Source organism: Edaphobacter modestus, from assembly GCF_004217555.1.
GTDB classification, from domain to species: domain Bacteria; phylum Acidobacteriota; class Terriglobia; order Terriglobales; family Acidobacteriaceae; genus Edaphobacter; species Edaphobacter modestus.
In genome coordinates this window covers 69,550-88,639 of sequence record NZ_SHKW01000007.1, presented here as the reverse complement: position 1 = coordinate 88,639, position 19,090 = coordinate 69,550, and the positions used below count along the sequence as shown (strand labels likewise).

The following is a 19,090-nucleotide window of genomic DNA, read 5'->3' as shown; positions in this document are numbered from 1 at the left end:
AGTTTCCTCAGGCACTTCGCCAAGTTCTCGCATGTCAAAGACATTACGCCATATAATTCCGAAACACTACGCCAAATAATTCCGAAAGCTACACGTGATGCGCCGCGAGCTGTTCTTCTGCCGCTCGTCGAGCATCAGCAGGGCGGCGTCGCGCTCGGCATGGCCGTCGGCCTGGGTCGCCATCGCGGCGGCGATCAGGCCGTTGCGGTTCTCCACCAGCGCATGGCCCAGGTACGCGAGCTTCGACTCCTTGCCATAGCTCTTCTTGTAGAGCCGCGCCTCCGGATCGGTAGTCGATTGATGGGTCTCGTTCGACCTCTTCTGCCCACGGAAGTTAGTGCCGTCGCCATCATCGGAGCCATCCTTCGGCCGGAAGCTCTTCTGCGATGCCCAGGCCTGGATCAGCGTGCCGTCCACGGTGAAGTGCTCGTCACTCATGAAGCGCTTCGCCAGCACGTTCACCTCGGCGAAGAACCGCTGCGCCACGTCCGACGTCAGCAGCCGGTCGCGGTTCTTGGAAAACACGGCATGGTTCCACACCGCGTCGTCCATGCCCAGGCCGACGAACCAGCGGAACAGCAGGTTGTAGTTCAGCTGCTCGACTAACTGGCGCTCCGAACGCACCGAATAAAACGCCTGCAACAACAGCGCCCGCAGCACATACTCGGGCGCAATCGAAGGACGGCCGGATGCCGAATATAGCGCATCGAAATCCTCGTTCAGCGACACCAGAACTGCATCCGTCAACTTGCGAATCTCGCGCAAAGGATGATCCTGTGGAACCCGCTGCTCCAACGTCACACAACTGAACATCTCACCCTGAACCCGCTCGTCGCCACGCATACAACAGAGACGGACCAACACCCAGATCAGACGAAGCCAGAACCTATTTCAACAAGCTCCTAGATCCGGAGCCATCGCCCTTGGGATCAGGCTGTACCTTGGACGGCGAGAAGTATGTACTTCGACTACGATTCGTCGGTGTTGTCGGTACCGCATATGATGATCGATTAGGTTGCAGCACTGTTGAAAGAATAGGGATCATGTGCGGCCGCAATAGAGACGCAGTCAGACAGAAGATTGCCGAGGTATCCCGGCCTGTGTTTCCTTCTGCCGCCCCTATATACGGCTCTGTTGCATTAACTAAGGCCGTGTATGGTGAGAGGTGAGTCGAGGAGTCCAGCAGATGTCCATGTTCAAGCGCCGGCGATTTCCGGTCGAGATCATCCTGGTATGCGTGCGGTGGTATTGCAAGTACGGCATCACATATCGCGATCTCGCGGAGATGATGCAAGAGCGCGGAGTTGAGGTCGACGCCTCGACAATCTTCCGGTGGATGCAGCGTTACGCGCCTGAGCTCGAAAAGCGCATCCGTTGGTATCAAGGCTACCGCTCGAGCTCCTGGCGAGTGGACGAAATCTATGTTAAGGTCGGTGGACAGTGGAAGTACTTGTTCCGCGCCGTCGACAAGCATGGCCGGTTGATCGACTACATGCTGCTGGACCGCCGTAACACGTGCGCGGCACACCGCTTCCTGGGCAAGGCACTGAAGACGATGCGCAACTGGCCGCCGCACTCGATCACAACCGATAAGCTGGGCTCCTATCCCAAGGCGATTGGCCGGCTGCAGCACGAAGGCAAGTTGCCACAGGACACGAAGCACCGCACGTCGAAATATCTAAACAACATCATTGAGGCAGATCACGGTGGTCTCAAGCGGGTGATCCGTCCTACCCGCGGTTTTCAGACGATGAGAACAGCGTCGGCCACCATCAAGGGATTTGAGGTTATGCGTATGATCCGCCGCCGCCATTGCCTCCTCTGCAAAGCCTAAGGTCGCCGGCGAAATTCAATTCATCAACAAGCTGTTCGATGTTGCTGCCTGATCTGCAACATCGGTACGAGCGAGTTGCCTCTGCGCCAGTTAATGCAACAGAGCCGCATTTTTTGCCCTCAGCGTTCTCTCCGTGGGGTGTTCTTCGCTGCCTCAATCGGAATGGACCGATTCAAGTGGGTGCTAGGCCACCGGCTTTAGCTATACCGTACCTGCGCGCGCTCAGCTTCTCACCAGTCTTCTTCCTGCTGATACAAGGATTCTTCATCCTCGACGGCTTGCGTCGCTGTTGGTCTCTCCTTCGCGGCTGAAGATAAATATCCTGCGAAGTCCGGTTTCGGTGGCAATCTATACTCGGAGTCGATTCCAAGCGTCATACGGGTATGGCCTATGTCCGCTGCCATCGGGAATACGGGATAGCCAGACGGCGCACCGTGCATCTTTACAGCGCTGTGCTGCCATCCCTCGGAGCCGTTTTGATGATCCCGCTCCCCGCAAACGCATGGCAGCACAACATGCCCGGCAAGTCTGGCATGGCTATAAACGACACCAACCATGTATGTGACGATATGAGCGGTATGGACAACATGACCGTCATGGGCCAGAGCATGGCTGCCATGGCGAATCACATGTGCATCACCCCGCTGCGGCCGAAGCAGCCCGGCGACGAACAGAAGGCAAAAGCTCTCGTAGCCGAAGTCACGGCGACCATCGAGAAGTACAAAGACTACAAAAAAGCCTTGGCCGAAGGCTACGCAATCGCCAACCCGAAGCTGGAGCAGCCTCAGTACCACTTCAACAACGAAGCGAATGGCCGCCTGGCCGACACCCAGTTCGATCCAACCAAACCCTCATCGCTGCTCTACCGCCGCACTCCCACCCAGCGCTACAAGCTCGAAGGAGTCATGTTCACCGCTCGCCGCGACGCAACCGAGGATGAGCTGAACCTGCGCATTCCACTCAGCATCGCGCGCTGGCACCTTCACATAAACTTCTGCGCAGCCCCGGCCGAAAAGGTCAAGGAGTACCACGGCGAGCATCCCAAATTCGGTATGTTCGGCTCGATCCACACCAAAGAAGCCTGCCAGGCCGAAGGCGGCACATTCTATCCCGTAATGTTTAGCTGGATGATCCACGTCTTTCCCTATGAAGACAACATGAAAGATGTCTTCTCCATGAACGACGACGAAGCCCACGTCAATTGATTCATGTGAGTCCGGCTGTCTGACCAACAGTTGTGTAGATTCTGCATCTTGCCCACTTCTGATATTCCACCGATTACTCCTTGACGATGCCAGCTACGTTGTCATGCAGCTTGTTCGCCGTAGCCGCGTCGGCGTTGAGTTGCGCATCTTGCATGATGCGGATGGCGGCAGTGGCGCTGAAGGCGATCTCAGAGGACTGAACTGTAGCGGCCGCGCCAGGGGCCAGAGGGTGAGAGGGTCGCGGAACTGGGCGTTGGAGAAGAGCGTGACAGGGAGCCGGGGCATTGTGAGGGGCTGCGTTTTAGTTAGGTGAGAGATTAATTTGTCTGTATGCCAGTGCTACGGAGATGATTCACGGCGCAGCCGATGCTTGTAGAGTTGGATTACTTCCGGATAGCCGACATCCATGTAGTCATCTGTCAAGTGAAGGCGCGGGTGTCCCGGGCGCGCTCGGGAGAGCGTGCAAATCAACAGTTTCAGGATGTTCTACGCGCAACAGGTGCCTCTCGGCATCGGTTCCTGCGCTCGGCAGAACCAGACATCCATTTGCAGTCTCGGGCTCCGAAGAGCCGTCACAGAGGATTGAGTTTGTGTTCTCTGCCAGTCCCGAAACAATTCGTAGAGAGCCTCGGGAGTGTGATCTCCTCGGCAACATGCAGGACCTGGCAGGTTGCGCATTTTGTTCATGCTGTTTATTTCGGCAGTATTTTATGCTGCCGTAGTCCTGCGTTCTTCAGCAGGCACGAAGTCTCTCTGTTGCCGATCCACGGCAAGCAAATACGCGACCATCTTTCGCGCTACGGCAAGTGTCGCCCGATTGCTATTTCCTTTTTGTCTTTCCTGGTCATAAATCACAGCCATTTCGTGGTTCTGTCTCGGTGCCAACTTGGCGGCTTCTACCAGCGCACGCTGGATATGTTTATTGCGCTGCTTCGAGAGCGGCATACGCATCGCCTTGTCGGCCAAGCTCCGTTCATCTCCGCAGAGGCCGCAGTAGCTGATGGCCTGCTTGATCGAGCGGAAGCGTGAGACATCCCCGATTTCCAGAGCCACGTCAGTGCAGTGATCGGACCCACGCCAGGAACCGTTCGGAGTCGTTTGATCCGGTCGGCCAACACCGGATCGAGCTGGAGAGAGTTGACCAGGGCGTACTCGGTCCTTTGACAGCGCTCGATCGTCTCCCGGCTGAGCTTCAACAGCGGCCGTATGCTCGGAGGAACCTCCTTGCTCGCGGAGAGCAATTCCCGGAAGTAACTCACCTTGTGCAGCCGTTGCTTGTTTATATTCCACGCCCGTCTCCATCAGCGGTCCTGAGACACGGTTCTTCATCTGCACCATCTGCCTCGCCAGCAGATGCCGATACCTCAGCGTGCGCCTTCGATCCCGTATCGCTGCAGGCATCATGTGGCACTCCGGGAGGAAGTCGCATCTCAGGCAGTCGGCGAGCTTGCTGGCATCGATCTGGTCGTTCTTCTTCTTGGCTGCAGCAATCGCGCGCAGCATCAATGGATGTGCCACCTTGATCCAGCCGCTGAAAATCGTCGCCTCCATCGCAACGGTCCACGGCTGGGGCAAAGTCTTCATCCAACAATCCAGCTCGCGTCGGGTTGACCCGATCTTGCCTTCCTGCTGTATCCGGCCACTCACGTCCTTCACGCAGTAGCTGATCGTCTTCTTGTGAACGTCCAATCCGATATAGTTCATAGTCGTCATGGAGGAGCCTCCGTGGTTGTTCTCTGAATCGGCGTCGCCGCCGAGTTCAGCCTATGCAACACCACGTGCTCCTCGATGACTAACATTCAAACAATACGGACAAGTGACGACAAGGGCGTTTCTCTCGGTACTAATCCGATGTGGCTTCAATCTATCTTCGATGCGGTGAGCCAATACCTCTGAGGATGAGATCGATCCCGGCGAGAAAATCCTTTCGGTCGTCGTGAGAGCGCAACTGTCCTGCCAGGCTGCGTGTGAACGGATACTCCTCCGGATCGAGTTGAGACCAAGCCGTTGACACCGCCTCCAGCAAGTCGGATCTGTTGAGGCCTTGCGTTCGAGCGAGCTGCCCGTTGGCTGCATTCCGCCCAGCGACGCCGAGGATATAGCTCAGCAACGCGGACGCGGTAACCCAGTGTTTTTTTGGCGGTACACCAAGGGCCCGGATCTGCTGGCCAATGCGTTCAACAATGCGGAGCATGGGCGACTGCCCCGGGGAACGTGTGAGCGCCGATCCGACCCACGGATGCGCGTCGATGGCGTCGAACATAGCCAGCGCGAGGAGGCGAATGGCTGCTTGCGGCGTCGCGCCCGTCGTGACTGAAGCGAGGGACGCGGTCATGGTACGAGCGATGATGGTGTCGCATGCGGCGGTCAGCAGATCGCTCTTGTTGGCGATGTGCCAGTAAATGGCACCAGGGCCGGTGGCCAGCCGCTCGGACAGGGTGCGGAATGTGAGACCGCCTTCTCCGCTGTTGTCCAAGAGCTCGATCGACGCTTCGATGATTTGTTCCCGTGAGAGCGATTCTTCCCGTCGTTGGCTGCTGCTCGTCCTCTTGGGGCGCGCTTTTTGAACCATGATCAATCTTGACACACATGGAACGTCATTCCATAATTATGGAATGACGTTCCATAGTTGCCAGCGAGGTACGGCAACCGCGAACCATTCATTATGAAGACTCCAATCACGATCATCGGTGCTGGGCTCGGCGGACTAACACTTGCGCGTGTGCTCCACGTTCACGGAATTTCCGCGACGGTCTACGAAGCGGAAGCTTCGGCGAACGCACGTGGACAAGGCGGCTTGCTCGATATACACGAATACAACGGGCAGCTTGCACTTAAGGCAGCGGGACTCTTCGACGAATTCCTCGGGCTCATCCAGGCTGAGGCTGAGGCGCAGTGCGTCCTCGATAAGGACGCCAACGTCCTGCTGTATCAGCCCGACAAGGGCAACGGCGGTCGACCTGAGGTACCCCGGGGCGACCTTCGTCGCATTCTGCTGGACTCCCTTCCTGCTGGTACGGTCCGCTGGGGGCATAAGACCACAGAAGTGTCTCCCCTCGGCGATGGCAGGCACGTGGTGACCTTCGCGAATGGCTCGACAGTGACGACCGACCTCCTCGTGGGCGCGGACGGAGCCTGGTCCAGAGTTCGTCCGCTCCTCTCCGACGCAAAACCGGTGTATGTCGGCACCTCGTTCATCGAGACCTTCCTTTTCGACAGCGAGACCCGCCACAAGGCAAGCGCGGAAGCGGTTGGCAGCGGCACGATGATGGCCCTTGCGCCAGGCAAAGGCATCATGGCACACCGCGAGGCCGATGCCACGCTGCACGCGTACGTGGCGCTCAACAAGCCCGAGTACTGGATCGCCAGCATCGACTTCTCCGACCCCGTATCTACCTTGGCAAGCGTCGCCGCCGAATTCGACGGATGGGCCCCGGAGCTGACAACGCTCCTCACCGCCACGGAGACCGACCCCATGCTTCGCCCTATCTATGCACTTCCAATCGAGCAGAGATGGAAACGGGTGCCCGGGGTGACACTGATCGGCGATGCAGCGCACCTGATGTCGCCGTTCGCAGGTGAAGGAGCCAACCTCGCAATGTACGACGGCGCGGAACTCGGGAGGGCCATAGCCGCCCACCCCGGTGACGTTGAAGCCGCGCTCATCGCGTATGAACAGGACCTCTTTCCTCGCAGCGCGTCCGCCGCCGCGGAGGCTGACCGGAACCTCAAGCTATTCTTCAACGACAACGCGCCTCAGAGCGTGGTTGATTTGTTTACTAGTTACCAGCCCGTCAAGTGACCGCTTTGCGCGCCAGCAAAATCTTACCCTTCGCGAAGTAATGTGGATCCTGATAAATGGGATGAGCAGGTCCTTCGGATCGGAGAGACTGTTTCCCATGAAGAAGACGGCGCAGCACCTCATCGCGGAAGTACCCTGCAGACGGTCCAGAGTTGAGACGACGATCGGTATCGACCTTGGAGATGTCTGGAGCCATTACTGCACCATCAACCAAGACGGCGAGGTAGTCGATCGAGGCCGTTTCAGAACCAGCCCGAAGGCAGTTGAGAAGTGGTTTACCGATCTACCACCAGCGCGAGTGGCGATGGAAGCGGGGACTCATTCGATCTGGATCAGCGAGCAGCTTCAGGAACTTGGACACGAGGTCATCGTAGCGAACGTCCGTGAGTTGCGGGCGATCTCGCATAGTGACCGCAAGAGCGATCAGGTTGATTCTGAAAAGGTGCGCTACTGAACAATACGGCTGTGCCTCCGGTGCTCGGAGGCTTATCCGACGAGGTATTTGCTCCACGGCAACAGAGAGAGCAGCTTGACCGCGAGATAGGTAATCACGAAGGTTGTGAATGCGATTGTAGGTATGCGCAGAAACGGATTTTCAATTAGCGGCGCCACGAGGGAGTGAATCGCGTTGAGTACGATGATGTGCGCCAGATACATGCCATAGCTCATGCGCGAAAGATCGTCGATGATCCGCCATAGGAGACTGTTTCCGCGGTCTGCACGAAGGTTTCGGAAGAGCAGGAAAATTCCCGCTGTCATGACCGCAACGTTCAGCGTGGTGAAGTTCCACGTCAACTCGAGGCTCTTTACTTCGTGCTCGTGACGAAGTCTGTATAGGAATCCTGAGAGGGTAACGGAGTAGCCTGCAACAACCATGCCGATTGCGACCCAATCGAGACGCAACGAAGGCGCCATCCAGAATCGCTTGGTGTAAGCGGCGAGTACGGCATAGCCGATGAAGCCTGAGAAGTAGTAGAGGGTTGGCGTTGCATTCCAATAACACTCGCCCCATACCTCTGAGACGAAGAGGTGAATGAAGGGCAGCAACAGTGTGATGGCCCACAGCACCAGGAAGAGCTCCATGCTCTTCCGGCTTGCCGAAACGATCCACGGTGAGAACACAGGCGCGATAAGGTAAATCGCCATCAGCATATATACAAACCACAGATGGCCGACTTCAGTGCCGTAGTTGACGGGGATTCTGGCGATGTTGAGCAGAGCGGTCTGAAGGGAGATTGCCCCCTGCGCGTAGTAATAGAAAGCGTAAACCGCGCACCAGATCACAAAGGGAATTAGCACGCGGGTAAAGCGCTTCCGGAAGAATTTGCGTTCATCCCCGACGGGGAAAAGGAAGAATCCGGTAATCATCACGAAAAGCGGCACGCAGACGCGCAGGAGCGAGTTTGTCCATCCCACTGCCCAGGCTCCCGCCGTGTGCAGTACGGTTCCGTCTGGAGCTATGTACTCGAACTCGCCGGTGTGGATCTGCATGACCATGTAAATGGCGATGACGCGCAAGAGATCGAAGCCGCGATGCCGCGTGTGGATGGGAGGAGCAGATGTGTTCACGATGTGTGGTCCCCAGTCAATGTGAAGATGATAGTCAAGACCTCATTCACGAAAAACGGTGTTGCGGAAAACTAGGTGAAAAGTTGCATAGACCGAGTGGTACTCCGGCGCTGAGTCAGTCGACAATACATCGCCAAGTCGCTCATCGACAGGGTTCTGGACGGTTAACCGGCCAACCGTACTGTACTGAGTGGTAATGTACGTGTTGGCCACAAACAGACCGGAACTCGGGGAAGGCGGCGGAACGGCTCGATGCGCGCATTGGCCTGATATCGCCAGTCGAAATTCTAATGTGATGTCGATCAATCACCACAAGCGATTTATCGTTGCTGAAAGTCCAGAGCGTGGGCGCCGCATGATCGCAACGAGCTTGAGTCCCGCACCTATTCCAAGAGATCGGCACAGACGCGGAGCGCTGTTCCTAAAGCGCACGCGTCCGAATTGTCTATGGCTGCAATGAGGCGACGTACGCGGACAGATCCACAATGTCCTCATCCGTAAGCTTCATCACGACCGGCTTCATCGTAATCGCGTTCTTTCCATCACGCGTCCCGCTCTTGAAATCGTAGAGCTGGCGGGCAGTCGCGGTGGGTGAGTGCCCTGCGATGTCCGGGAACGCATCTGCCATACCCTTCAGGCCTTCGCCATGGCACGTGGCGCATGGCAATGTCTTTCCATCACCGCCAGTTTTCGCCAGGGCCCCGCCCCTTTTAATGCTGCCCTTTGGCACGTATGCGACAAACCCGGAACTGGGATCGCGTAACTCGGTTCGTTCAAAGTCTTCGGGAACTTCAATAATGCGCGTACCAATCGGCTCTGTGGCTCCGCTCGGATCGACCTGTTGCACCGCATGCGGCCCGGGATGGGTAACGGGCACGGTATCTGTCTCCACGATTCGCAGTCTCTTCACCGGCTTAATAGAGTGAAAATACTCTGCGGCCTGCCGTGTCTCGTCCAGAGTCATACCCTTGGAAACGGCGACCATCTCCGCGAGTGGAGCATGCAGAATGGAGGCGTGGCGCTTGTCATCCTTCATATCCACGATCTGCTGCACGATGTAGTCGACAGCAAGACCGCGAAGATCAGCCGTATCCGGCTTGCCGCTGCCATCGATCAGGTGGCATTGACCGCACGCGTTATATGCACCAGCCCTGCCGTCGATTATGGGCGGTGGAGGCACCGGATGCCGGTCCGGAAACCAGTCAATGGTTGCGTGATTTCCGTTGATTTGCGTAGGCGTAAACTCCTGGGTACTTCCAGGAAGGTGAAGCAGCGTTCCGTCATCCTTTCGCGTGTCGCGAATGCCGCGAGGATATGGCCATGAGGGGAAGTCAGTCCGCACAAGATTCTCCGGAGGGTCGTAGTTCGGCTTAGGTGCAGTAGCCTGATACGCATGAAGCAAGAAGGAACTGGAGAGGATCGCGACCACAGAGGCCGCGCCAAACAGAACAAAAAGTCTGCCAGCATGCATGATTCGTAAGGCCCTTTCCGAATTAAGGGTGAGGCTAGATATCCACGCCTTGTATTTCTTGATTATGCATGGTAAGTCTTGTTCATGCACGGTCCAGCTGCAGAAATTCGTCGAAACGAGATTAAAAACAGGCTAAAACGGGGACTGCCAGTGAACGCTACCGCTCTTGCGGAAGAGTTTCTGGTATCAGAGGACGCTGTCCGGCGAGATCTACGGGCGTTAGCGGCTGAAGGAAAATGCAAGCGGGTCTATGGCGGCGCAATCCCTCTTTCGCCAGAAGGAGGCCCACTTGAGCAAAGAATCCTAAACGATGTTCACGAGAAGCGAGCGTTATCTTTGGCTGCGCTGTCGTTGCTTTCTGAGGCTTCCATGGTGTTCCTCGACAGTGGAAGCACGAATCTGGCACTCGCTCGCGAGATTCCGCTCGACCGTCCTCTGACGGTTGTCACAAATTCGATCTCAATTGCAGCCGCTCTTCTTGAACGAAAAGTTCTGAAAGTCATCATCATTGGTGGGGAGATCGATGCGGATACCGGAGCGGCAATCGGACCATCTGCCATTCGCGAAGTAGAACGGTTCAACTTCGATTTGAGCTTTCTAGGCGCGTGCGCAGCTTCGGTGTCTTTAGGACTCGGCGCGTTTCAGTTAGCGGATGCTGAATTCAAACGCACACTCATCGAAAGAAGCGACCGTGTCGCAGCGCTGATCACTATAGATAAGCTCGAAACCCGAGCTCCATTTCAAGTCGCCGCTCTTGCGGCTCTCGATCATGTGGTGCTCGAGCACAACACACCGGCACAAATTCTCTCTACCCTTTACGAAGCTGGACCAGACGTGATCCTTGCGAAGCCCTAAGGCAGCATTGCTACTCTTAAAAGGCCCAGACGGCCGCTTCGTTATGGTTAAGTTTCTCGCCTCAGGAACATAGAGCCATGGAGATTTCCTCAACCAATCGGAGTGCAAGCGGACGCGCTGCAACATTGATCATTGCGCTTTTCGCAGCTGCGGTCATTCTTTTCCTTTTGGCCAGTTGCATACGCACCGCGAACAGTGATTCGGTGAGTTGGGATGAATCACAACATCTTTATTCGGGCTGGTTGTCCTGGGAGCGCGGGGACTTCGGGTACAACCCGGAGGTCCCTCCGCTGATCAAGATGTGGGACGCTATCCCGCTCTTGCGTAGGGAGATCAAGATACCGGCGTATACGGGCGATCCGTTCAAGAAGGAGGGTTTCGTTCTTGGGCAGCGCTTCCTGGCTGCGAACGGCATCGACCGAACCCTGATGCCCGCACGCATCATGGCCTCGCTGCTCACCGTCCTCCTTGCCATCACGATCTTTTTCTGCGCCGGGGAGATGTTCGGCAGGCACGCAGCTCTTTTTGCCCTGCTCTTGTTCTGCTTCGATCCGAATTTTCTGGCTCACGGGGCGTTTGTCACAACAGACATCGGGGCGTCTCTCACGATGCTTGCCGCCATCTATGCGTTCTACCGATACGTGAGGCTGCCCTCTGTTCCCAGAATGATCGCCGTTGGCCTTGCGGTCGGCCTGACTATGACGGCCAAGTTTACAGGGGTATTCATCCTGCCATTGCTATGCCTGATTGCTGTGACCGATCTCTGGCAATCTAAGCGGGCGGGCCGAAGCTCCGAGTCCGCGTCGGCTCGGCAGATGGGAGTGGCACTCGCAGCAGCTTCGGTCATCGGGCTGGGATGCGTCTGGGCGATTTACCACTTCCGCTATGCGGCTAGACCAGCGCCCCTGCAACTGAATCCAACCAGCGAGCAGTATCTCCAGAAGCTCACGTCGCCTTTGAGTCGCTCCGTAATGACGACGTTGAGTAGCCTCCACGTGTTACCGGAGGCCTACATCTACGGGTTGGCAGACACAAAGATCTCAGCGGGCGATCTGCCAAGCTACTTCTTCGGAAAAACCTACTCAGGCGCGTCGCACTGGTATTTTCCGGCTGCCCTCCTCATCAAGAGCACGCTTCCATTCCTGATTCTGCTCGGTGTAACGATTGCTGTTGCGTTTCGTGGCGGATGGAGCGCTCGCCGGGAGATCGTCTTCCTGGCGATTCCTCCGGCCTTCCTCTTCGTGCTGTCGTCGTCCTCTGACCTCGGTATCGGATACAGGCACCTGCTTCCGATATTCCCGATGCTGTACATTTTGGTCGCGGGCGGCGCGACGTATCTCGTTTCCAGGAATACGAAGTACGCCTATGGATTTGCGGCTCTGTTGCTGTGGCAGGTGATTACGACCATAGAAGCACGGCCGGGTCGATTGGCCTACGCAAATGAGGCGTGGGGAGGACCATCGAAGACGCATCTGTACCTCTCCGACTCGAATGTGGATTGGGGCCAGCAATTGAAGGCCGTAAAGCGGTATTTGGAAACGCATCCATCCCAACCATGCTACTTCGCATACTTCGCGCAGGGCCCTGTCGACTTCAGGGACTATGGAATCAGCTGCCGCGTATTACCGACAGGCTCAGCCCTTTGGACGGGACTCGATACGATGCGATTCGGTGATAACCCGAACGTTTCGGGCACACTCTTGATAAGCGATGGAGTAGTGGCAGGCGCCGATATTCCAGGCAACGGTAATCCTTATGCCCGATTCGCTTCGTTGCGCCCTGCCGCGGTGATCGACCGTGGCGTCTATGTCTACCACGGTCCATTCAACCTGGGGCCAGCAGCGGCGCTCGAACACATCCATGCCGCCCAGGACTTCTCAGCGAAGCATGACGCCTCCGGGACTGTGCGCGAAGCTCGTATCGCGGAGAGGCTTGACCCGAACAATCCAGAGGCGCACGCGATTCTGGGTGACACGTTCGCGGCAGCAGGTGATACGACAGCAGCGCGGGCTGAGTACTCTGCGGCACTCCACTCGCCAGAGCTCGATCCTGTCTTCCAAAAGGGATTGTTGGCTCAGCTGCAAGCGAAGACGAAACGATAAACCGGCCTGTCCGTACCTTTCACCCGTTTCTTTAGCGTTTCTGTACCCTTGCAACTCCCCGGAAACTCCCTTGTCATCACTTGGCCGAATAGTCGGCATCTCGTACAGTTGGGAGCCATGAACTACGTCACAAACACTTCAACGGATAGCCGGTTTTACGTCCAAGCGAATGACTTCGGGTTTGCCCGTTAACCGGGAGGGACCCGAGACTTGGCGGCGCCAACAGACGGGCGCACGTAGTTACGCGTAACCTCGTTTCAAAGAACTGCGAGCAATACTCACTCTAAGCGTGAAGTGGGGGAGGGAGACGCCTCATGCGAGCCTCCGCCAACACTCAGGTCCCGTCAAGCTTCAGCGCCTCCCCATCATCCTGGCCTTTCCTTAGGCTGTCACTTCCGCCAAGTCACGTTCTCCGTCGTTTAGAAGCGCCGCCCGACACTTGTGGCGCATCCCGTCACAATCAAGTTGCCGCTGCTATCGAATATTTCAAGCTGAGTTGTATCGGTGAAGTCGTCGCCACCCTTATTTAGCTCAATTGTCCGCGTGAGTCTGTGCGTCTGTATCCAGGATCCGGCGGGGTTAAAGATGAAGGCCTCGGTCACCGCGCTGTAATTATGGCCGCCCGTGTGCCCCCAGATTCCATAGCCGGGAGTGGCTACCGCGGGGGGCTGGCCTGCGGTCGTATAGGTTAGGATCCCCCCTTTGGCGAAGGCAAATAGCGCTGGGAATGTTCTCTGCGCTGCGCCCGTCTGACAGTCGCGAACCGTGAGTTGCACCCGCCACATCCCCTCAAGCCGGTCCGCCTGCACCCGCCATATCCCCTCAAGCCGGCCCGCCTGCGATTCTGAGTTGCCCTCTTGAGCACCGAGCCCCGTTGTTAGAAGGAGCATGACCGCCAGGGCGAACACCGGCACCAGGTGCATTCCGTAAACCGCCTTTGAGTTTCTCATTTTGTTCTCCTCTTCTGCAACATCTGTCCAGCCCTCCGGTTGACGCTTAGATTCGCGCATCCAACTACTGAAAAGAGTCACATCTAAAGCAGTTGGGGACAGGCGGTCCTGAACTATTTCAAAACCGTGGTGTTAGTGGCGATGATGAGCTAATAAGGACGTCGTCACGCGCATACAGCCTCCTCTTGTTCCGCATTCACCGAAGATCATGTCGGGATGGGCCTATACTCTCCTCAGCCACGTTCGAAGTCCTTAGGCCGCGCTGAAAGTTTCTGAAATGTTCTGAACGCCGATCTTTAATGATCCGGAGGGCCCTCGTCTTGAGCGAAGCCCAGCCTCACACCTACGACTTCGGAGACTTCCGCATCGACACCGGCAAGCGTCTTCTCCTCCGCGCCGGCGACCACGTTCCCCTCACCCCCAAGGTCTTCGACACCCTGCTCCTTCTCGTCGCTCACCAAGGTCAGGTGCTCGACAAGCAGGAGCTCATGAGCGCCCTCTGGCCAGATACCGCCGTTGAAGAGAACAATCTCAACCAGAACATCTCGACTCTTCGCCACATCTTCGGAGAGACGCGCGGCGAGAACCGCTACATCGCCACCATCCCCGGCACAGGCTACTGCTTCACCGCAGAAGTCCGCACTTTCAAAGTCGCCATCCCGGAGGAAACCCCCACTCACAGCAGGATCGCAGTCCTCCCCTTCGAAAACCTCGGTGCCGGTCCTGAGCGCGAGTACCTCGCCGACGGCCTTACCGAAGAGACCATCGCCACCATCGGCCAGATCGACCCCGAGCACTTCAGCGTCATCGGCCGCACCTCGGTCATGCGCTACAAATGCACCACCAGGACGCTCGCGGAGATCGGCCGCGAACTCGACGCCTCCTATCTCATCGAGAGCTCCCTCCGAGCAGAAGGCGGTCGCCTCCGCATCACCTCCAAACTCATTCGCGTCCACGATCAGCTCCAGATATGGTCAGCCTCGTACGATAGCGAGCCCAGCAGCCTCCTCACCTTCCAGCGCGAACTCAGCATCGCCATTGCGGAACAGGTGCGCCTTCGTCTTTCCCCCGTCCGCCTTACTGCACTCGCCAATCGCCAGACGCAAAGCCCCGAAGCCTACGACCTCTACTTGCACGGGCGGCATTTCTGGAATCAACTCACCGGCCCGACGACACGCCGCGCCATCGAATACTTCACTCGCGCCACCGCGCTGGATCCCGGCTACGCGCTCGCATGCGCCGGGCTCGCCGATTGTTACTCCTCCTCGCCAGTACACGGCGATGTCCCTCCTCGCCTCGTCATGCAGAACGCCCGCGATGCCGTCGCCAATGCCGTTGCTGCAGAACCCAACCTCGCCGAAGTCCAGACTGCCCTTGGCAACTTCAACTTCTGGCTCGGCTGGGACTGGTCGGCCGCAGAAGCCGCCTTCCGCCGCGGCATCGCGCTCGACCCGAACTATCCCCTCGCCCATCGCATGCTCGGCGTCGTCCTGTCCCACTCCTGTCGACACGATGAAGCCCAACCCTCGATGCAACGCGCCCGGGAGCTCGATCCCCTCTACGCCATGCATCAGTCCCTTTCATCACATATCGCCTTCGCGGCACGCGACTATCCCGCCGCAGCCCACTTCGCCCGCCAAGCTCTCGTCGTCGATCCAGAGTTCTGGATCGCCCAGCTTCATCTTGCACAGGTTGCCGTGGAACTCGGCGATTACGATCTCGCCCTCGACGCGCTCAACAAATGCGGACGGCTCAGCGTCGGCAACACCAAGGCATTGTCTCTGCGCGGCTACATCTTCGCAAAAACCGGCCGCACTGGCGAAGCACTGGAGATCCTCCAGACCCTCGAAGCCATCGCCCGTGAGCGCTTCGTCCCACCGTACGCCATGGCCCTCGTCCACGCCGGCCTGGGCCACACTGGTCTCGCCCTGGACTGGCTCGTGCGCGCCTTCGACGCGCACGACGTCCACCTCGTCTTCCTCACTATCGACCCCAAGTGGGATCCCTTCCGCCACGAACCCAGCTTTATGGCGTTGCTCAAGCGCTGCGGTTTCAGAAACGTCGTGCCTGAGAAGTCTGGTTTCTATGAGCAGGTCATTTAGGTCAAGGGGTTTTCTGTTTTTCTTTCCTAAGCGTTTTAGTCTCTTCCGTTGTTCTGTTTTGGTTGTTCCGCATGTTGTTCTCCACCGTGTTTCTATTCGCACTTTGAGTGAGCCGCTCGTGGCTCTGTGTCGGTTGGGGTCAGAAGGAGAAGTCGATGCTGCCAGTTTTCGGTCGGCCTCGTTCAGGGCCCAACCAGACACGCAGTCATCGGGGAGCGGGGTAGTCGCAACAATTAGACATGATCTCCTTCCTCAGACTGGTACTGCATAGAACGGGATGTATGGCTCCTGGGTGATCCAGATGCGATGAAGCAGTACTGCCAGCTTGCGCGCGACGGCGACGATGGCCCGATTACGGGACTGCTTGCCTCCGCGCGAGGCCAGGTGCAGACCCCACTGTCGTAAGGTGGAATCTCTCCCATGCGGACCGAGCACATGGTTGGCACACTCGACCAGCAGAGTACGTAAATAGATGTTGCTAGCCTTGGTGATGCCGAGCTGCGGGTCTCGATCCCCGGACTGACTGCGTCTTGGCCGCAGGCCCAGGTAGCAGCCGACATCGCGACTTCGCTGGAAGCGTTCCTCGCTGCCCAGCGTCAGAACGTACGTCAACGCCGTGAGCTGACCGACGCCGTAGACCTGGATCAGAGCCTGCGTCTCTGGATATTCCGCCTCCGCGAGTCGTTTGATGGCGCGATCGTAGTGCTTGATCTTCACTGTCATCTCCGCGATCTGTTCGAGCACCGGGCCAAGCGCCTGCGTCAGACCTGGCGGCAGCACGGCCACACATCGCTTCGCGAAGCAGAGCGTGGACGAGGCAGGAAGACGATAGCCGCATGGCTTGGCCAACCCGCGCACGGCGTTCACCGCAGCCGTCCGCAGACGAACGATCAGGTTGCGGGCGCGGATCAACGTCAGCGCCTCCTGCTGAGCGACCGTACGATGGGCAATCTGGCGCAGGATCTTCGGATCGAGCCGCGCGTAGCGAGCCAGCTTCTCCGCATCTACCTTCCTTGCGGTCTCAACTCCCACCACTGGAAGCTTCGATGCATCCAAAAGCCCGAGCTGCACAAGCACAGAAGCTTGATCCCAATAGATGTGCTCATTGAAAAGTTTTCCATCGCGAAACTGTATGATCGCGACGGTTGCGCATTCCACTCGCTTGCCCGTAGGAGCAATACCGGGAAGCATCCAATCGATTTCAATCGTGTGTGTAAACCGAATAATCATTTCGTCCACTAAGCGTTCCGAACCGATCGTTCGGGAAATAGGAACGATCTCAGTATCGGTCGGCATCTTCGGAATAAAGTGCTTTGAATAAAATTCCCGCAGCGCTTCCTTGCCAACTCCGCCAGTCAACACGGGGACGTGGTTCACGTAAGCATCCGGCGTCATCGTGTCGAGCGCGGCATTCGCATCCTTCGTCGCGAACTCATCGCGAACGTGTTCGTCCCAAAGATCGTTTAGCGCCTGCTGTGCTGGTGTTAAGCCAGTGTCTGTAAGTTCTCTCGTATTCATTTCCAATCAACCTTTCTTTAGTTAGATGTTTTTTATCGGTGGCTCAATTGAAGCCGGTTCTGGAAGACCTCTCAGTTCTGCGACCATTCCAAAAGCATCTCGTAACACGTGCCTGATGACTAAACAATTGCAATTGCCCGGCCATTAACAACTGATTGAAAAAAAGCGCGAAAGAGAAGGCGATACTGACCGTATTCGGGGAACTACCCAATCTTGGGGAGCGTGGGCTCGTAGGTTGGGGTCTGGGCATGAATCTGTGTTTGTCTATGTTCAGCTGCAGAATCTTTCTGTCCAATTGTGGGCCGGCGAGATTTGGCTCGTACTCACCCTCAACGCAACTGATATCTGCGAGGACAAAAAAGCATAGTCGTACAGTCGCCATCTCAGCAGGTCAGGCTCGTCTAACGCGCTCAGGGCTTTGAGCAGGTGTCGTACAACTCATAGCCTTCGATCGCTCTAGTCTGATTGTGGTATTCCTTCTGTCTCATGACCACCGACTGCGGTCGGCACGGTATCGATGAGAGTTCAAACTCGTGAAGGAACCAATTGACCTATATCACTACAAGGCAAGCGATGACGATGCTCGTAATGACCCAGATGAGAGCAACGAGTACCCCGCAGAACCTTCGCTCGAAGGCGCCGTCGGGGAGTTGGCTCACATAAGCATCCGGCGTCATTGTATCGCGGGCCGCACGCGCGTCCTTTGTGGCGAATTCATCCCGGACCTGTCTTGTGATATCGGAAGTCTTTATATGCTTGTCACCGCTCGAGTGCACGCACAGACGTTTGTCATGTAGCTCACGATTCAGCGTGTCTACATCTCTGCTAAGCATCGCGGTACAACGCAGATGTTCCACTCGCTCGATCTCTGATTCAGTGAGGTATTTGTCACGTTAGTATCCTCTTCATTACCGTTTAGTTGGACCTGTTTGGTATTCGTGATAGGTATAGAGCTTTCAGCGAACAGGCGTGCCAAAGCCCGGGTACTGCAGAAGTGCCTGTTGGCTCTCCGATGGCGAAAGAATTCGTATGCCGGTGGAAGCGCCTACTCGAATCGCGTGCTCCGGATCATCGACCGCATACGTTACGGCGGATTCTGATAAAACCATCCTTGCGGCCGGTTCGCCCATCGCGAGGAAATAGCTGTCCAGGCCTACAGCATCCTTTCCAGTGGCCTGCACAAAGATCAACGTGCGTACGACATTAGAGGTGCAGGTGAATGCATGGGCCTTACCCTGGGGAAGGAACACGACGTCACCGGCGCCAATGTCTAGAATCTTGTCCTCGCAGTAGAAGCGCATTGTACCTTCCAGCACGAAGTACAACTCATGTTCCCGCTCATGGACGTGAGGCGGAGGCTCATTCCCAGGCTTAGTGTGGTACTCCATAAGGGCGAAGCGTCCGCTCGTTTCCGGGCCTTTCGCCAAAAAGGTCATCAGGCTTCCCATATAGGCGAAGGTCGAGCCAACGTTAACGGTGCGTGCGAAGGCCGTCGGCAACAGCTTGTCTTCAACCTGCATCATTCACCTCCGTGCCAGTCTTGACGTCGTAGAGAGCCAAATATATTTCGTTGTTGCGAGCAACCTTAGATAAGCGGCGAACTACCGAACTACTAGTGGCAATTGTCTGCAAATTCATGCTTCTCCCCTGATCTATTTGTGCGGACTCGTCGATCTCAGCCC

14 protein-coding genes and 1 pseudogene are annotated in these 19,090 nt (G+C 56.9%); 7 read left to right on the top strand and 8 right to left on the bottom strand.

Features of this window, described 5'->3' with window-relative positions; translation table 11 throughout:
- Positions 1–93 precede the first annotated feature (93 nt).
- Positions 94–843, bottom strand: a pseudogene (locus BDD14_RS29460) (IS5 family transposase); the annotation flags it as partial.
- A gap of 343 nt (positions 844–1,186) precedes the next feature.
- Here BDD14_RS29460 and BDD14_RS29455 point away from each other — a divergent pair.
- The gene (locus tag BDD14_RS29455; RefSeq protein ID WP_130424887.1) at positions 1,187–1,834 is read left to right on the top strand and encodes an IS6 family transposase; all 648 of its coding nucleotides are present in this window, start codon (positions 1,187–1,189) and stop codon (positions 1,832–1,834) included.
- A 479-nt stretch (positions 1,835–2,313) separates the two neighbouring features.
- On the top strand, positions 2,314–3,039 hold the full coding sequence (locus BDD14_RS29450) for a hypothetical protein (protein ID WP_130424885.1): 726 nt from the start codon (positions 2,314–2,316) through the stop codon (positions 3,037–3,039).
- A gap of 708 nt (positions 3,040–3,747) precedes the next feature.
- Here the strand turns inward: BDD14_RS29450 and BDD14_RS29445 are convergent.
- Both BDD14_RS29445 and BDD14_RS29440 read right to left on the bottom strand, forming a co-directional pair.
- Complete coding sequence (locus tag BDD14_RS29445; RefSeq protein WP_242617642.1) at positions 3,748–4,752, bottom strand: transposase; 1,005 nt, start codon at positions 4,750–4,752, stop codon at positions 3,748–3,750.
- A 151-nt stretch (positions 4,753–4,903) separates the two neighbouring features.
- Complete coding sequence (locus BDD14_RS29440; protein WP_130424883.1) at positions 4,904–5,611, bottom strand: TetR/AcrR family transcriptional regulator; 708 nt, start codon at positions 5,609–5,611, stop codon at positions 4,904–4,906.
- Between the two features lie 93 nt (positions 5,612–5,704).
- Between BDD14_RS29440 and BDD14_RS29435 the strand changes: the two genes are divergently transcribed.
- Together BDD14_RS29435 and BDD14_RS29430 are read left to right on the top strand one after the other, a co-directional pair.
- Positions 5,705–6,841 carry an FAD-dependent oxidoreductase gene (locus BDD14_RS29435; protein ID WP_130424881.1) on the top strand — a complete coding sequence of 379 codons (1,137 nt, stop codon included), beginning with the start codon at positions 5,705–5,707 and terminating at the stop codon, positions 6,839–6,841.
- A gap of 97 nt (positions 6,842–6,938) precedes the next feature.
- A complete protein-coding gene (locus BDD14_RS29430; protein WP_165420401.1) occupies positions 6,939–7,295 on the top strand; it encodes an IS110 family transposase in 357 nt (118 codons plus the stop codon).
- 32 nt (positions 7,296–7,327) lie between these two features.
- Here BDD14_RS29430 and BDD14_RS29425 read toward each other — a convergent pair whose 3' ends face one another.
- A complete protein-coding gene (locus tag BDD14_RS29425; RefSeq protein ID WP_242618376.1) occupies positions 7,328–8,410 on the bottom strand; it encodes an acyltransferase in 1,083 nt (360 codons plus the stop codon).
- Between the two features lie 445 nt (positions 8,411–8,855).
- On the bottom strand, positions 8,856–9,881 hold the full coding sequence (locus tag BDD14_RS29420; RefSeq protein WP_130424877.1) for a c-type cytochrome: 1,026 nt from the start codon (positions 9,879–9,881) through the stop codon (positions 8,856–8,858).
- Positions 9,882–9,965: 84 nt separating this feature from the next.
- Here BDD14_RS29420 and BDD14_RS33935 point away from each other — a divergent pair, with 84 nt between their 5' ends.
- Complete coding sequence (locus BDD14_RS33935) at positions 9,966–10,736, top strand: DeoR/GlpR family DNA-binding transcription regulator (RefSeq protein ID WP_130424875.1); 771 nt, start codon at positions 9,966–9,968, stop codon at positions 10,734–10,736.
- 77 nt (positions 10,737–10,813) lie between these two features.
- Complete coding sequence (locus tag BDD14_RS29410; protein ID WP_130424873.1) at positions 10,814–12,838, top strand: glycosyltransferase family 39 protein; 2,025 nt, start codon at positions 10,814–10,816, stop codon at positions 12,836–12,838.
- Positions 12,839–13,257: 419 nt separating this feature from the next.
- On the opposite strand, the gene BDD14_RS29405 is transcribed toward BDD14_RS29410, so the two are convergent.
- Complete coding sequence (locus tag BDD14_RS29405) at positions 13,258–13,788, bottom strand: hypothetical protein (protein ID WP_130424871.1); 531 nt, start codon at positions 13,786–13,788, stop codon at positions 13,258–13,260.
- A 320-nt stretch (positions 13,789–14,108) separates the two neighbouring features.
- Between BDD14_RS29405 and BDD14_RS29400 the strand changes: the two genes are divergently transcribed.
- Positions 14,109–15,890, top strand: a complete 1,782-nt coding sequence (locus tag BDD14_RS29400) for a winged helix-turn-helix domain-containing protein (RefSeq protein ID WP_165420400.1) — start codon at positions 14,109–14,111, stop codon at positions 15,888–15,890.
- A 252-nt stretch (positions 15,891–16,142) separates the two neighbouring features.
- On the opposite strand, the gene BDD14_RS29395 is transcribed toward BDD14_RS29400, so the two are convergent.
- On the bottom strand, positions 16,143–17,408 hold the full coding sequence (locus tag BDD14_RS29395; protein ID WP_130424867.1) for an IS110 family RNA-guided transposase: 1,266 nt from the start codon (positions 17,406–17,408) through the stop codon (positions 16,143–16,145).
- Between the two features lie 956 nt (positions 17,409–18,364).
- Positions 18,365–18,931 carry a cupin domain-containing protein gene (locus BDD14_RS29390; RefSeq protein WP_242618374.1) on the bottom strand — a complete coding sequence of 189 codons (567 nt, stop codon included), beginning with the start codon at positions 18,929–18,931 and terminating at the stop codon, positions 18,365–18,367.
- Between the last annotated feature and the right edge of the window lie 159 nt (positions 18,932–19,090).

Coding starts and splice junctions, on each gene's coding strand:
- BDD14_RS29440 (WP_130424883.1), bottom strand. CDS start 5,611: ATGGTTCAAAAAGCGCGCCCCAAGAGGACGAGCAGCAGCCAACGACGG.
- BDD14_RS29410 (WP_130424873.1), top strand. CDS start 10,814: ATGGAGATTTCCTCAACCAATCGGAGTGCAAGCGGACGCGCTGCAACA.
- BDD14_RS29450 (WP_130424885.1), top strand. CDS start 2,314: ATGATCCCGCTCCCCGCAAACGCATGGCAGCACAACATGCCCGGCAAG.
- BDD14_RS29405 (WP_130424871.1), bottom strand. CDS start 13,788: ATGAGAAACTCAAAGGCGGTTTACGGAATGCACCTGGTGCCGGTGTTC.
- BDD14_RS29395 (WP_130424867.1), bottom strand. CDS start 17,408: ATGAATACGAGAGAACTTACAGACACTGGCTTAACACCAGCACAGCAG.
- BDD14_RS29390 (WP_242618374.1), bottom strand. CDS start 18,931: ATGATGCAGGTTGAAGACAAGCTGTTGCCGACGGCCTTCGCACGCACC.
- BDD14_RS29435 (WP_130424881.1), top strand. CDS start 5,705: ATGAAGACTCCAATCACGATCATCGGTGCTGGGCTCGGCGGACTAACA.
- BDD14_RS29430 (WP_165420401.1), top strand. CDS start 6,939: ATGAAGAAGACGGCGCAGCACCTCATCGCGGAAGTACCCTGCAGACGG.
- BDD14_RS29445 (WP_242617642.1), bottom strand. CDS start 4,752: ATGACGACTATGAACTATATCGGATTGGACGTTCACAAGAAGACGATC.
- BDD14_RS33935 (WP_130424875.1), top strand. CDS start 9,966: ATGCACGGTCCAGCTGCAGAAATTCGTCGAAACGAGATTAAAAACAGG.
- BDD14_RS29420 (WP_130424877.1), bottom strand. CDS start 9,881: ATGCATGCTGGCAGACTTTTTGTTCTGTTTGGCGCGGCCTCTGTGGTC.
- BDD14_RS29455 (WP_130424887.1), top strand. CDS start 1,187: ATGTCCATGTTCAAGCGCCGGCGATTTCCGGTCGAGATCATCCTGGTA.